Origin of the sequence: Caballeronia sp. LP006, from assembly GCF_031450995.1 — a bacterium.
Classification (GTDB): Bacteria; Pseudomonadota; Gammaproteobacteria; order Burkholderiales; family Burkholderiaceae; genus Caballeronia.
Window position 1 is genome coordinate 802179 of record NZ_JARTVW010000005.1, and the last position, 13095, is coordinate 815273.

General features: G+C 61.3%; 13 protein-coding genes. 4 read left to right on the forward strand and 9 right to left on the reverse strand.

What is annotated here, in order from left to right:
• Positions 1-69 precede the first annotated feature (69 nt).
• Positions 70-1383 carry a class I SAM-dependent RNA methyltransferase gene (locus P9250_RS20495; RefSeq protein ID WP_310394860.1) on the reverse strand — a complete coding sequence of 438 codons (1314 nt, stop codon included), beginning with the start codon at positions 1381-1383 and terminating at the stop codon, positions 70-72.
• A gap of 180 nt (positions 1384-1563) precedes the next feature.
• Here P9250_RS20495 and P9250_RS20500 point away from each other — a divergent pair, with 180 nt between their 5' ends.
• A complete protein-coding gene (locus P9250_RS20500) occupies positions 1564-2283 on the forward strand; it encodes a hypothetical protein (RefSeq protein ID WP_309841352.1) in 720 nt (239 codons plus the stop codon).
• Between the two features lie 54 nt (positions 2284-2337).
• On the opposite strand, the gene P9250_RS20505 is transcribed toward P9250_RS20500, so the two are convergent.
• Genes P9250_RS20505 through P9250_RS20515 form a run of 3 tightly spaced genes read right to left on the reverse strand, consistent with a single transcriptional unit; the run spans position 2338 to position 5265 of the window.
• Positions 2338-3780, reverse strand: a complete 1443-nt coding sequence (locus tag P9250_RS20505) for an NAD(P)(+) transhydrogenase (Re/Si-specific) subunit beta (protein ID WP_244827002.1) — start codon at positions 3778-3780, stop codon at positions 2338-2340.
• Positions 3781-4101 (reverse strand): NAD(P) transhydrogenase subunit alpha, encoded by a 321-nt coding sequence (locus P9250_RS20510; protein ID WP_244827003.1) that lies wholly within the window; start codon positions 4099-4101, stop codon positions 3781-3783. It lies immediately after the preceding gene.
• A gap of 18 nt (positions 4102-4119) precedes the next feature.
• Positions 4120-5265, reverse strand: a complete 1146-nt coding sequence (locus tag P9250_RS20515; protein WP_250491784.1) for a Re/Si-specific NAD(P)(+) transhydrogenase subunit alpha — start codon at positions 5263-5265, stop codon at positions 4120-4122.
• Positions 5266-5487: 222 nt separating this feature from the next.
• Here P9250_RS20515 and P9250_RS20520 point away from each other — a divergent pair, with 222 nt between their 5' ends.
• The 3 genes from P9250_RS20520 to P9250_RS20530 all read left to right on the forward strand — a co-directional run bounded on the left by P9250_RS20520 (position 5488) and on the right by P9250_RS20530 (position 7851).
• Positions 5488-5979, forward strand: a complete 492-nt coding sequence (locus P9250_RS20520; protein WP_310394863.1) for an NUDIX hydrolase — start codon at positions 5488-5490, stop codon at positions 5977-5979.
• 14 nt (positions 5980-5993) lie between these two features.
• The gene (gene mnmA, locus P9250_RS20525) at positions 5994-7130 is read left to right on the forward strand and encodes a tRNA 2-thiouridine(34) synthase MnmA (protein ID WP_250491786.1); all 1137 of its coding nucleotides are present in this window, start codon (positions 5994-5996) and stop codon (positions 7128-7130) included.
• Positions 7131-7293: 163 nt separating this feature from the next.
• A complete protein-coding gene (locus P9250_RS20530; RefSeq protein WP_244827007.1) occupies positions 7294-7851 on the forward strand; it encodes a TetR/AcrR family transcriptional regulator in 558 nt (185 codons plus the stop codon).
• Between the two features lie 422 nt (positions 7852-8273).
• On the opposite strand, the gene P9250_RS20535 is transcribed toward P9250_RS20530, so the two are convergent.
• The 5 genes from P9250_RS20535 to P9250_RS20555 all read right to left on the reverse strand — a co-directional run bounded on the left by P9250_RS20535 (position 8274) and on the right by P9250_RS20555 (position 12685).
• The gene (locus P9250_RS20535) at positions 8274-8882 is read right to left on the reverse strand and encodes a glutathione S-transferase N-terminal domain-containing protein (protein ID WP_244827008.1); all 609 of its coding nucleotides are present in this window, start codon (positions 8880-8882) and stop codon (positions 8274-8276) included.
• 72 nt (positions 8883-8954) lie between these two features.
• Positions 8955-9677, reverse strand: coding sequence for a PqiC family protein (locus P9250_RS20540; RefSeq protein WP_310394865.1), 723 nt, complete (start codon positions 9675-9677; stop codon positions 8955-8957).
• Entirely contained in the window at positions 9674-11341 is a 1668-nt protein-coding gene (locus P9250_RS20545) for an intermembrane transport protein PqiB (protein ID WP_250463054.1), read from the reverse strand. Before P9250_RS20545 ends, P9250_RS20540 begins: the two co-directional genes overlap by 4 nt.
• Positions 11334-12023, reverse strand: a complete 690-nt coding sequence (locus P9250_RS20550) for a paraquat-inducible protein A (protein ID WP_250508562.1) — start codon at positions 12021-12023, stop codon at positions 11334-11336. The genes P9250_RS20545 and P9250_RS20550 overlap by 8 nt, the downstream gene beginning before the upstream one ends.
• On the reverse strand, positions 12020-12685 hold the full coding sequence (locus P9250_RS20555) for a paraquat-inducible protein A (RefSeq protein ID WP_250463059.1): 666 nt from the start codon (positions 12683-12685) through the stop codon (positions 12020-12022). Before P9250_RS20555 ends, P9250_RS20550 begins: the two co-directional genes overlap by 4 nt.
• Positions 12686-13095: the final 410 nt, after the last annotated feature.

Below are 13095 nucleotides of genomic sequence, written 5' to 3' on the forward strand. Positions count from 1 at the left end.
AGTCGAGTCACCGAAGCGAAGCGGCGAACGCCGCACTGCCACGTGTCGCCCACTCGCAAACCAAGCTGCTTACTCTTCGCTCGCCCGATTTCGCACGCTGCCCGCGATCAGATCGAAGCGGAACAAACGGCATTCGAGCGCGCCATTAAAGAGCGGCGTCTTGGTCGATTCGCGCAACCGCAACATGCCCGGCAGCTTGCGGTCCGAAGTCAGCACGTAAGCGCGCCAGCCCGGGAAGCGTTGCTTGAGCGCGTTGCCGAAGGAGATGAAGAATTCGGTATCGGCGGGATCGGGTTGAGCGCGCGCGAAGGCTTCTTCGTCGTCACGATCGTCGCGACGCGAGCGCGGCGTGTCGCGAATCTCGCCGCGCGGGCCGCGTCCACGCACTTCGATCCGCTCGCCATACGGCGGATTCGCCACGAGAATGCCGGGCGCTTCCGTGGGCGGCATCATGTTGCGGGCATCGACCTGTTTGAGCTGCAGGTTCGATACACCGGCGCGGCTCAGATTGGCGCGCGCCTTTTCCAGCATGTCGCCGGAGATGTCGCTGCCGAAGATGTTCAACTCCGAGCGCGCCGAGCGCGCGGCGCGCTTCGCTTCGCCAGCGGCCGACTTGAGCTTCTGCCACATGCCCGGATGAAACGGCTTGAGCTTCTCGAAGCCAAAGCGCCGTTCGCTACCCGGCGCGATATCGAGCGCGGTCTGCGCGGCTTCGGCGAGGAAGGTGCCGCTGCCGCACATCGGATCGAAGAGCGGCGTGCCGGGCGTCCATCCCGTGAGACGCAGGATGCCGGCTGCAAGATTTTCGCGCAGGGGCGCCGCGCCCTTGTCCAGACGCCAGCCGCGCTTGAAGAGCGGCTCGCCGGAGGTATCGAGATAGAGCGTGCATTCGTTCACCGTGAGGAACGCAAACACGCGCACGTCCGGCTGCGCGGTGTCGATGCTCGGGCGCGCGCCGGCAACATCTCGCAGGCGGTCGCAGACGGCATCTTTGACACGCAGCGTCGTGAATTCGAGGCTCTTCACCGGCGACTTGATGGCGGTGAGATCGACGCGCATTGTCTGGCTCGGCGTGAACCATTGCTCCCAGCGCTGCTGGTGCGTGAGTTCGTAGATATCGTGTTCGTTGCGATACGGGCCATGCGCGATCTTCAAGAGCACGCGGCTCGCAATACGCGAATGCAGATTCGCCGCCATGCCCGCGACCCAGCCGCCCCGGAAGTGCACGCCACCGGGAACCTGTGCGCCGACGGCAAGCGTTCCGCCGCCGGATAACGGCGCGCTTGCGACATGGCGCTCCCCGATCTCGGCGAGCTCGGCGGCAAGCGGCGCTTCGAGACCGCGCGGGCAGGGGACAAACCAGTCGAAGAGGGGGGAGGACATGAGGGGGCTTTCGTTTGCGTGAATCGGAAGGCGACATTGTACGCGGCAGGTGGTTCGGCCGACCGGCGGCGCATTTCAGACGATTCACGTTGTGTACCAGCCGCTTAACATTTACCGTCGCACCGCCGTTGCTTTCATGGCGGCCAGATAGTAGCTCGTCCAACTTGTCGGGAAAAAAAGATGGAAGCCGCAGTGCAGCATGTACTAGACGCGCTCAGAGATGCAGAGCCACTCAGAGCGAAAGCTCTTGAGAAAGAAAAAAAGCCGCAACATCAAAAGAGAAAGCGGCTAACAAGTATTGTCTTTTATGGAGGTTTCTTCGTTGTCTTCCTCGCAGGGTTTTTCGCTTGGATGGCAAAACATCAATTTCTGCCTGGGAGGACGGGTTGGCTGCTAACCTTTACTGTCGTCTGGTTGATCTGGCTGGTTTCCAATCTTGTTATCGCTTGGCCAGAAAGCGGCCAATTAAAGCTAGCCTTTCAGTTTAGGCAGTACGAGAACCTGCGCGAACGAAAAGAGTTCGAGCACGATATGACGTTTGCCAGCAGGTTAGCTGCATTTCCAACAGCAGACTTGCAGAGCGCCACCGAATGGATTCGTATTGTCTCCGAGCGTCGAAAAGCCGCCATTGCACGATGCATTGGGTCCGTCGACAAAATCGCGCTATCGGCACTAGTCGCGACTCTTGTCGAAGCGAGTGGAACCCTTAAAGGTGTGGATGCGATTATTCACTTTAAGAGCTTCGAGGCTGCAGCAGCGGGTCTCGTCGCGCTGGGGACCACTTCTACGCAAGTGGGTTTTGCCATCGGTGCGCTCTTCCTGAGCAGCGTGGTCGCGCGTTACGACTATCATCGTGATCTGCTCTCGCTCGCAATGCGGATTCAAGATTTTCATAACTGATGCTTGCCTGGTCCAGATGCTCCCTCGGACCAGGCAAAAATGAACGTCAGCCCCTCAATCCACCGCCTTCATCATATCCTCCACCACCTTCTTCGCGTCCCCGAAAACCATCATCGTCTTGTCCATATAGAACAGTTCGTTATCGAGCCCGGCGTAGCCCGCCGCCATCGACCGCTTGTTCACGATGATCGTGCGCGCCTTGTACGCTTCAAGAATCGGCATGCCTGCAATCGCCGATTTCGGGTCGGTCTTTGCCGCAGGATTCACCACGTCGTTGGCGCCGAGCACGAGCACCACATCCACCTGCCCGAACTCGCTGTTGATGTCGTCCATCTCCTGCACCATTTCGTAGGGCACTTCCGCTTCGGCGAGCAGTACGTTCATGTGCCCCGGCATGCGCCCCGCGACCGGGTGAATCGCATAGCGCACGTCGATGCCTTTCTCCACGAGCTTGTCCGTCAATTCCTTCAGCGCATGCTGCGCGCGCGCCACCGCAAGCCCGTAACCCGGCACGATCACCACGCTTTCCGCATTGCCGAGCATGAAGGCCGCGTCATCGGCGGAACCGGATTTCACCGGGCGCTGTTCCTGCGCGCCGCCCACCGCCGGGCCGCCCGCTTCGCCGCCGAAGCCGCCGAGAATCACGTTGAAGAAGGAACGGTTCATCGCCCGGCACATGATGTAGGACAGAATCGCGCCCGACGATCCCACCAGCGAACCCGCGATGATCAGCATCGGATTGTTGAGCGAGAAACCAATGCCCGCCGCCGCCCAGCCCGAGTACGAATTGAGCATGGACACGACCACCGGCATATCCGCGCCGCCAATCGGAATGATGATGAGCACGCCCAGCGCGAACGCGATCAACGTCATCACGATGAACGGCAACCATGATTGCGTCAGCATGAAGATCACGCCGAAGCCGATCATCGCCACGGCAAGGAGCAAGTTGATGAGATGCTGTCCCGAATACGTGACGGGCGCGCCCTGAAAGAGCCGGAACTTGTACTTGCCCGACAGCTTGCCGAACGCGATCACCGAACCGGAAAACGTGATCGCCCCGACGAACGTGCCGATGAACAACTCGACGCGATTGCCGTACGGCATGTAATAGCCCGGCGGCGCAAGGCCGAACGCCGAAGGTTCCGACACCACGGCATACGCAATGCAGACCGCCGCGAGCCCGATCAGCGAGTGCATCGCGGCGACGAGTTCGGGCATCTTCGTCATCTCGACTTTCGCCGCGATATAGGCGCCCGCCGCGCCGCCGATCAGAAGCGCCGCGAACAAGAGCGTGAGTCCGAGCGAGAGATTGGAACCGAGATAGGAAGCCTGCTTCGCAATGAGCGCGAGCGTGGTGACGATGGCGATCGCCATCCCCGCCATGCCGAACGTATTGCCGATGCGCGCGGTCTTCGGATTGGACAAGCCCTTCAGCGCCTGAATGAAGCATACCGAAGCGACGAGATACAGAAGAGTGACGACGTTCATGCTCATTTACGCGCCCTCCTTCTTGATGAGTTTTCTCGGCTCTTTGCGCTTGAACATTTCAAGCATTCGCCGGGTCACGAGAAAGCCGCCGAACACGTTCACCGCCGCAAGCAGCACCGCGAGCGTGCCGAAGAACTTGCCAGCGCCGCCGATTGTCAGACCGACCGCGAGCATCGCGCCGACGATGACGATTGCCGAGATTGCATTCGTCACCGCCATCAAGGGTGTGTGCAGCGCGGGCGTGACGTTCCAGACCACGTGGTAGCCGACGTAAATCGCCAGCACGAAGATGATGAGATTGATCACCGTGTGATTGATGACGTCCATGTTGATCTCCGTGTGCTTTTAAGCCGCCGGGCGCGTGACTTGCCCGTCGCGGCACTGAAGCGTGGCCGCGACGATATCGTCCGCAAGGTCGATGTTGAGCGTGCCTTCCTTCGTGATGATCAGCTTCAGGAAGTCGAGCAGGTTGCGCGCGTAGAGCGCGGAGGCGTCGGTGGCGACCATCGACGCCAGATTCGTGAAGCCTACGATATGCACGTCATGCTTCATCACCACCTGATCGACTTCGGTGAGCGGACAGTTGCCGCCTTTGCGGCCGTCGAATTCGGGTCCGCGTCCCGCCGCGAGATCGACGATCACCGAGCCCGGTTTCATATGCTTGACCGTTTCCACGGACAGCAAGGTGGGCGCGGGACGGCCGGGAATCAGCGCGGTCGAGATGACGATATCCGCCGCCTTCGCGCGTTCATGCACCTGCGCTGATTGACGCGCGAGCCAGCTCGGCGGCATGGGCCGCGCGTAGCCGCCCACGCCTTCCGCCGCCGCGCGTTCCTCGTCGGTTTCGAAGGGGACATCGACGAACTTCGCGCCCAGGGATTCGATCTGCTCTTTCACGGCTGGCCGCACATCCGACGCTTCGACCACCGCGCCCAAGCGCTTGGCCGTCGCAATCGCCTGCAGTCCCGCGACGCCCGCGCCCAGCACGAGCACGCGCGCGGCTTTCACGGTGCCGGCGGCGGTCATCAGCATCGGCATGAAGCGCTGGTAATACTGGCAGGCGACGAGCACCGCCTTGTATCCCGCGATGTTCGCCTGCGACGACAGCACGTCGAGACTCTGCGCGCGCGTCGTGCGCGGCGCGGCTTCGAGCGCGAACGCGGTCACGCCGGTGGCGGCGATCCGCGCGGTGTTTTCGGTATTGAATGGATCGAGCATGCCGATGACCACGGCGCCCGGCGTGAGCCACGCGAGTTCGTCGATGCCCGGAGACTGAACTTTTAGAACGAGTTCGGCGGAAAAAGCGGTGGCGGCATCGACGAGATCGGCGCCCGATTGCGCGAAGGCGTCGTCGACATAACTTGCTCGCAAGCCCGCGCCGCTTTGCACCGAAACACGATGCCCCTGAGTGACGAGTTTCTTGACCGTTTCGGGCGTGGCGGCGACACGCGCCTCGTTCGCCCCCGTTTCAGCAGGCACTCCGATGTGCATATTCGAATCCTCCTGTCTTCTCGCTTCCGCGCCGGGGCTGGCGTCAGGAAACTCGGGGCTGAGTTTCGTTTCAAATGCTGGAATCAACGGCTGTCTCCACTGTAACCGAAGAATGAGCCGATCCGGCACTCGTTCTTTCCCGCCGAGGGTTGTCACTCGTTCTCACGAGCGAGCTTCGAAGGCGCCGGGCGCGATGAGCGTCGGCACGATAAAATATCGAACATGAAATCAGATACTTGGGCTCCTCACGTCACGGTGGCTTCGGTCATCGAAGCCGATGGACGCTTCCTCGTCGTCGAGGAGCACACATCCAGCGGCCTGAAAATCAACCAGCCTGCCGGTCATCTGGAAGCAGGCGAATCGCTGGTTCAGGCAGCTATCCGCGAGACGCTGGAGGAAACGGCGTATCGCTTCGAACCCGAGGCCCTCGTCGGCGCGTACATGACGCACTTCACGCGGGCGAGCGGCGATGTCACGTATCTGAGCTTTACGTTTTGCGGCAAGTCGCTCGGCGAGATGGCGGGGCGGGCGCTGGACGAAGGCATTGTCCGCGCGATGTGGTTGACCGCCGACGAGCTCCGCGCGATCAGCGAGCGGCATCGGACGCCGCTCGTCATGCAGCGGGTCGACGATTATTTATCCGGGCGGCGCGTGCCGCTCGATTTCATTCATACGCATTCGGTCGCGCCGGTCGCGCCTCTTAAGCAGACTTGAGCCGCGGTATTCCTATGAGCAAGCGCAGAGTAGTGGTGGGCATGTCGGGCGGCGTGGATTCGTCGGTCACGGCATGGCTTCTGAAAGAGCAGGGTTACGACGTCGTCGGCCTCTTCATGAAGAACTGGGAAGACGACGACGACGGCGAATATTGCTCGACGCGTCAGGACTGGATCGACGTGGTGTCGGTGGCGGATCTGCTCGGCATCGACGTGGAAGCCGTGAACTTCGCCGCGGAATACAAGGACCGCGTCTTCGCGGAGTTCCTGCGCGAGTACTCGGCCGGCCGCACGCCGAATCCGGACGTGCTGTGCAATGCCGAGATCAAGTTCAAGGCGTTCCTGGATCACGCGATGTCGCTTGGCGCGCAAACCATCGCGACCGGGCATTACGCGCGCGTGCGCGAGCAAGACGGCCTGTTCCAGTTGCTCAAGGCGACCGATTCCACGAAAGATCAGTCGTACTTTCTGCATCGGTTGAATCAGCAGCAGTTATCGAAGACGCTGTTTCCGCTCGGAGAAATTCCGAAGACGCAGGTCCGCGAGATCGCGGCCCGGATCGGTTTGCCGAACGCGAAGAAGAAGGATTCGACCGGTATCTGTTTTATCGGCGAACGGCCGTTTCGCGAATTCCTGAATCGCTACCTGCCGACCAAGCCCGGTCCGATGAAGACGCCGGATGGCAAGGTCGTCGGCGAGCATATCGGACTGGCGTTCTATACCTTTGGGCAGCGAAAGGGCATTGGTATCGGCGGCGCGAAGGACGGCAGCGGCGAGCCGTGGTTCGTCGCGGGCAAGGACATGGCGAGCAACACGCTTTATGTCGTGCAGGGGCATGACCATTCGTGGCTCTTGTCGAACACGCTGGAAGCGGGAAACACGAGTTGGGTCGCCGGGTTTGCGCCGGAAGAAGGCGCGGCTTGCGGCGCGAAGACGCGCTATCGGCAACAGGATGCCGCGTGCCAGTTCTCGCGCGCCGACGATGCCCGCTTCGCGCTCCATTTCGACGACGCGCAATGGGCGGTGACGCCGGGGCAATCGGCGGTGCTGTATCAGGGCGATGTGTGTCTTGGTGGCGGCATCATCGAACAGGCGGCTTCGGGGCAGACTTCCGCGATGAGCGCGGAGCAGTTGGCCACGCAGGCGCTTTGACGCTTATCGGCGAGTTTTCCGGATCATCGAGACTCGCCGACTTCCACCGACGCAATAAAGCTTTTTTGATACAAGTGCTTGACTGTCTATCTAGCGATAGATAAATTCTCCGGCGTGGGATGCGATAACTATTGTTAGTGTCAGAAAATCCGGAGACTGCGCAATGGACAAGAACACCGTACGCGAAGCACTGCTGGAACATGCACAGACGCTCATCATGACGCGCGGGTACAACGGCTTCAGCTATCGCGACTTGTCCGAGTTGGTCGGCGTGAAGACGTCGAGCATCCATTACTACTTTCCCGCCAAGGAAGACCTGGCGCTGGAAGCCGTGAACGCCTACAGCGCGGATGTCATGTCGTCGGTTTATGCCATCGACAGTTCCGCGGCGGCCGACAAAAAACTCGATCGATACACGAAGCTGTTTGGGCGCATTCTCGGCGACGGGAAGCAAGTGTGCCTGTGCGGCATGCTTTCGGCGGATTTCGATTCGTTACCCGAAAAGGTTCGTCAAGCCGTGCAGGGTTTTTTCAAGGCGAACGAGAATTGGCTGGCGAAAGTGCTCGCGGAAGGTGAAGCGCAAGACACGCTCGATGCGGGTGGCAAGCCGGAAGCGGCGGCGCGCGCCTTATATGCCGCATTTCAAGGCAGTTTGCTTGCTTGCCGGCTTTTTCAAACGCGCGCCAGACTGGACGAAGTTGTCGACGCTGTCAGACGGTAGATAACCCTGTGGATAACTATGTGGATTTCATGGGTTTTCGCGTTGTGTAACCTATCTTTAGGTAGATAGATTTTGACGGGAGGTGTTTTACTTTGCCTTCGAATGGTGTCGGTGCGGCCAATTGAGCGACAGTAGCCGCCGTTTAAAGCTTGCGGCTTGAATTCCGTCGCATATTAATTATTTGCAACGGCTTAAACGTTACGAAAATCTATCTAGGAGTAGATTCAATTTGAATTGCGGATTAGTGACGATTTCGTGCAGCAGTCGTCGTATGAAGCAAGCCGCAAAACAATCGGAAATTTGCCGCGATTATCGTGACAAGATCGATTTGCTAATGCTGAATGGGCCACGCGTAGCTTTTAACAAAGCAAACGCGGCCATCGAGGCCGCGTCAATCCGGGAAGCGAAGCGTCCGCTCGCGTTCAAGCCGGCGCCGTATCCACGAACGACTGCCGTTGCGCAAGCCGCGCGTAAAACTTATCGAGCGCCGGGTGCGCATCGCGCCAATTCAACTCCGGCAGGCGGAAATCCAGATAACTGAGCGCGCAGCCACAGGCGATATCGGCAAGTGTGAAACGGTTCGCCGAGCACCATTGCTTCGAGCCAAGACCGCGCGCCATTGCGCGAATGCCGTCGTCGATCTTCAAACGCTGCCGCTTGATCCACGCCTCGCTGCGCTGTCCTTCCTCACGCAGCACGCCTTCCAGGCGAATCAGCACGGCGGCGTCGAGCATGCCGTCGGCGAGCGCTTCCCAGCAGCGCACTTCGGTGCGCTCGCGGCGTTCCTGCGGCAGAAGCTTGCCGACAGGCGTGAGCGTATCCACGAACTCGCAGATCACGCGCGAATCGAACACCGCTTCGCCGTCGTCCAGAATCAGGCAGGGCACCTTGCCGAGCGGGTTGTAGTCGTGGATCTTGGAATCGGATGCCCATACGTCCTCGAGCACCAGTTCGCAATCAATCTTCTTCTCTGCCATCACGATCCGAACCTTGCGGACGTATGGACTTGTGTGCGAACCGATCAGTTTCATTATCTATCTTCGCGATCATTTCTTAATGCAGTCGAGAATGATCTTAACGGACGCACGCAAGCCATCGGCAAATTACAGGGGACGCCGCGCGTGGGTGTCGTCTGGTGACAACGCCGCCAGATTCCCCGCCGGGCACGGCAAGAGCGGCGCATTCGGCGTGCTGGCGGCCGTCTTGCCCTTCGCGGACGACGAGACGGCGGGCGCGGGCGGCAGCGCGGCGACACTTCGCACGCCGCTCGAAATCGCCGATGCAATCTCGCTCACCGCCTGCCGATGCCCGTCGACGAGCGCATCGAAACCATCGCCGACGCGTTCCTGCGCCACGGTCCGGCACGTGAGCGTCGTCTGCGCTCCCGCCGATGTCTGCACGCTCCACACGGCGTCGATCACGGCCCGCGAGCCCGGCCACGATTCGAAGCGCTGCACGTTCACCTTCACGCGATACAGCGGCGTTCCTTCCGGCCGCGCCGTGCCCGAGACATCGATTGCCCCGAGCTGGCGTGTCAGATCCGCGGACAGCGCGCGCCGCATTTCGTCGGACGGCAGCGAGGCCCAGCGTTCCGTTTCGAGCACCTTGACCTGCGCGGGGCTCGTCTGCACGACCAACTGGTTGCGCGTGACCTGCTGCGGCATGTCCACCGGCGCGAGTTCGAAATAGAGCGAGGCCGGCTGCGCGGGCGCCGCGCCCGGCGCGTCCGTTCCGGTGAGCGTGTAGAAGCGGCTCGACGGCGACGAGGCGCAGGCGGCGAGCACGCCTGCCGCGCCCAGAGTCAACAACGACGCGACGAACCTCATGGTTTTTCTCCCGTTTTCCCGCGCAACAGCGATTCCGGATGGCGTTCCAGATAATCGGCGAGCGCATTGAGCGATTGCAGCGTCCGCGTGAGTTCCTGCATGGCCTGACGCACGTCGGACTGGACCGGCGAATCTTGCGAAAGCGTCGACTGCGCCGCGCCGAAGGTTTTCTGCGCCTCGGTCAGCGTGCTGCGCATTTCCGGCACGACTTCCGTATCGAGTTGCTTGAAGAGCGCATTGGCCTGCTTGAGCGAGCCGTTCAGATTCGTGCCGATCTCGTCGAACGGAATCTTGTCGAGCTTGCGGGCGATGTCGGCGATCTGCAATTGCAATTCGTCGAGCGTGTTCGGCACGGTCGGCAACTCGATCGGGTCTGTGTTGGCGAGCACCTTCGCGGCCGGCGCCTTCGGGAAGAAGTCGAGCGCGACGTAAAGCTGGCTCGTCAGCAGATTGCCCGTGCGCAACTGGCCGCGCAGACCGCGCTTGACGAGCAGATTGAGCATGTCCTGGCTCGCCGGCGACCCCTTGTCGGGGAGCGCTTCCTTCGCGCGCCGGCCGAGGCGGTCCGGATAGAGGTCGATCGTCACCGGCATCATGAAGGAATGCGATTCCTGGTCGTAGCGCACGCCGATACCCGTCACCTGACCGAGCACGATGCCGCGGAAATCGACCGGCGCGCCGACCGACAAGCCACGCAGCGATTGATTGAAGTTCATCACCACGTGCACGGGCTCGCCGTCCGGATCGCGCATGGCGTCGGCTTGGTCGGCGGCGAGGCGGAACGTGGAGTTGTCCTTTGCCTGCGCGCCCGACTGCTGGTTCGGCGGCGTCTGGAACGCAATGCCGCCGAGAATCACCGTCGCGAGCGACTGCGTGTTCAGCGTGAAGCCGCTCGAATCCAGGCGCAGATCCACGCCGCTCGCATGCCACCAGCGCGAATTGCCGCCTACGTATTGATCGTAGGGTGAATTGACGAACACTTGCATGGTGACGCCGGTGCCGTCCTTGTCGAGCGAAAACGCCGTCACCTGACCGACCTGCACGCGCCGGTAATAGACCGGCGAGCCGATGTCCAACGAACCGAGAGATTCTCCGTGCAGCGTGAAAGTGTGGCCTTTCTGATCCGCCGTGACGGCGGGCGGCGTCTCCAGCCCGACGAAATAGCTCTGATCCTCGGAGGACTTGCCCGCATCGACACCGATATACGCACCCGAGAGCAAGGTGGATAACCCCGTCACCCCGCTTGCCGCCACGCGCGGGCGCACGACCCAGAAGCGCGTGTCCTTCACGGCGAAATCGGTGGCTTCCTTGGTGAGTTGCACATCGACGAGTACGCGTGAATGGTCTTTCGACAACGTGATCGACTTGACCGTGCCGATATCCACGTCCTTGTACTTCACCTTGGTCTTGCCGGTCTCGAGCCCTTCCGCGCTGACGAAGCTGATGGTCACCGTCGGTCCACGGCTCGTCACCGTCTTGACCACCAGAAAGATGCCGATCAACGCCGCCACGAGCGGAATGACCCACACGAGCGAAGGCAGCCAGCGGCTGCGTGGCTCGATCACCGGTTCCGGCAGATTGGGCGGCAGTCCGCCGCCTTGTTTCGACGGCTCGTCACCACGCGTGGATTCGTTCGGCCCGTTCGGCCCCTGGCCACTAGTCATGTTTCTTTCCTGACGGTTCTATGTTGTCCCATATGAGGCGCGGGTCGAATTGCATGGATGCGAGCATGGTAAGCACGACCACCGAAGCGAAGGCGATGGTTCCCGGTCCCGCCGTGATGACCGCGAGCGACTTGAAACGCACCAGCGCGACGGTGAGCGTGACCACGAAGACGTCGAGCATCGACCATCGTCCGATGCCTTCGACGATTCTAAAGAGCGTGGTCCGCTGGCGCGGTCGCCACACCGAGCGTCGCTGTACGCTGATGAGCAGGAAGCCGAGCGTGGCGAGCTTCATCATCGGTACGAGAATGCTGGCGATGAAGATGATTGCCGCGAGCGGATAGTCGCCATCGTTCCAGAAGAGCGCGACGCCCGACATGATGGTGTCGTCCTCGGAGCCGAGAATGGACGACGTGTGCATGACCGGAAACAGGTTTGCCGGAATGTACAAAATCGCCGCGCTGATAAGAAGTGCCCACGTGCGCGCGATGGCATCCGGGTGCCGCCGGTGCACGACCGCGTCGCAGCGCGTGCAGCGCTGTCTTTCGATGGTATGCGCGAGCGGCTGCACCAGACCGCATGCGTGGCACGCCACGACGTTCTGGCGCGATGCCGTGGTGTAGAGCGTAGGCGGAGGCGCTGCGGGTTCATCGACGGCCGCGCTGGTTTGATCCGGATTCATGATTTCTGCCTCACCGTCGGTGCGATGCGTTGTCTGCGTTCCGCGCGCTTGGGCAGCTTTTCGGCGATATCCCACAGCCGTTGCGGATCGAAGCTCACGACCACGGCGACCATCAGCGTCAGCGCGCCGAAAGCGAACAGCGCGGCTTCGGGAATCACGCGCGCGAGACTCACCATCTTCACGAGCGTGACGAGCACGCCGAGCATGAACACCTCGATCATTCCCCACGGACGCACGAACTGAATGGTGCGTAACGTGGCATTGAAGCCCGGCGGCACGTAACCCGCGCGCAGCGGCACGAGCACGTAGAGCAGCGCGAGCAGTTCGGCGAGCGGCGCGAAGATGGTGGCGAAGAACACCAGCACCGCGATGATCTCCATCTGCTCGTTCCACAAGGAAACGATTGCACCGATCAGCGTGGTCTGCGAAGTGATGCCGTTGGCGTCCAGTTCGACGATGGGAAACGCCTGCGCGATCACGAAGGTGATCAGCGCGGCGAGCGTCATGGCGCTGATGCGATCGAGATTGCCCGCGATACTGCGATAGAGCAGCGCACCGCAACGCGGACAGCGCGCCGACGTATGCCGGGGCAACGCGCGCTTCTTGAAAAGCGCGTCACACTCGTGGCACGCAATGAGTTCATCCGGTTCGTTCTCGTTCATGGTCTGAAGCCGAGCCTTCTGATGCGGGTTGATCTGGCGCCGCGAAGATCGGCTCGGAGCGAGCACAGCAAATTACGAGCCAGCGCGATCGGAAGCAGCATGGTAACAAACGTCGCGGGACTGACGCTTATCCGGCGGCGCGGACAGGTGGTGGACGCGGTGAAACGAGCGCGGGAATATTGGCGCATGCTCCATCGTTATTCCTCATTGGGCGCCGGTCGGGCGTCGGTCGGGCGTGTAATAGGCGTCTTGCAGGGCGCGCGGGCGACTGAAGCCGAATGAATCAATCGACCGTTGCATGGGCGGAATAGTTCGTTGCAACAGTGCGACGTAGCAGCAAAAGAGCGCGCAGCGTCAATGGCGGCGGGGCTTTGCGGCTATTGGGCAGACACCTCGCACGCGCTGGCAAT

Coding starts and splice junctions, on each gene's coding strand:
- P9250_RS20495 (WP_310394860.1), bottom strand. CDS start 1,383: ATGTCCTCCCCCCTCTTCGACTGGTTTGTCCCCTGCCCGCGCGGTCTC.
- P9250_RS20500 (WP_309841352.1), top strand. CDS start 1,564: ATGGAAGCCGCAGTGCAGCATGTACTAGACGCGCTCAGAGATGCAGAG.
- P9250_RS20505 (WP_244827002.1), bottom strand. CDS start 3,780: ATGAGCATGAACGTCGTCACTCTTCTGTATCTCGTCGCTTCGGTATGC.
- P9250_RS20510 (WP_244827003.1), bottom strand. CDS start 4,101: ATGGACGTCATCAATCACACGGTGATCAATCTCATCATCTTCGTGCTG.
- P9250_RS20515 (WP_250491784.1), bottom strand. CDS start 5,265: ATGCACATCGGAGTGCCTGCTGAAACGGGGGCGAACGAGGCGCGTGTC.
- P9250_RS20520 (WP_310394863.1), top strand. CDS start 5,488: ATGAAATCAGATACTTGGGCTCCTCACGTCACGGTGGCTTCGGTCATC.
- mnmA (WP_250491786.1), top strand. CDS start 5,994: ATGAGCAAGCGCAGAGTAGTGGTGGGCATGTCGGGCGGCGTGGATTCG.
- P9250_RS20530 (WP_244827007.1), top strand. CDS start 7,294: ATGGACAAGAACACCGTACGCGAAGCACTGCTGGAACATGCACAGACG.
- P9250_RS20535 (WP_244827008.1), bottom strand. CDS start 8,882: ATGAAACTGATCGGTTCGCACACAAGTCCATACGTCCGCAAGGTTCGG.
- P9250_RS20540 (WP_310394865.1), bottom strand. CDS start 9,677: ATGAGGTTCGTCGCGTCGTTGTTGACTCTGGGCGCGGCAGGCGTGCTC.
- P9250_RS20545 (WP_250463054.1), bottom strand. CDS start 11,341: ATGACTAGTGGCCAGGGGCCGAACGGGCCGAACGAATCCACGCGTGGT.
- P9250_RS20550 (WP_250508562.1), bottom strand. CDS start 12,023: ATGAATCCGGATCAAACCAGCGCGGCCGTCGATGAACCCGCAGCGCCT.
- P9250_RS20555 (WP_250463059.1), bottom strand. CDS start 12,685: ATGAACGAGAACGAACCGGATGAACTCATTGCGTGCCACGAGTGTGAC.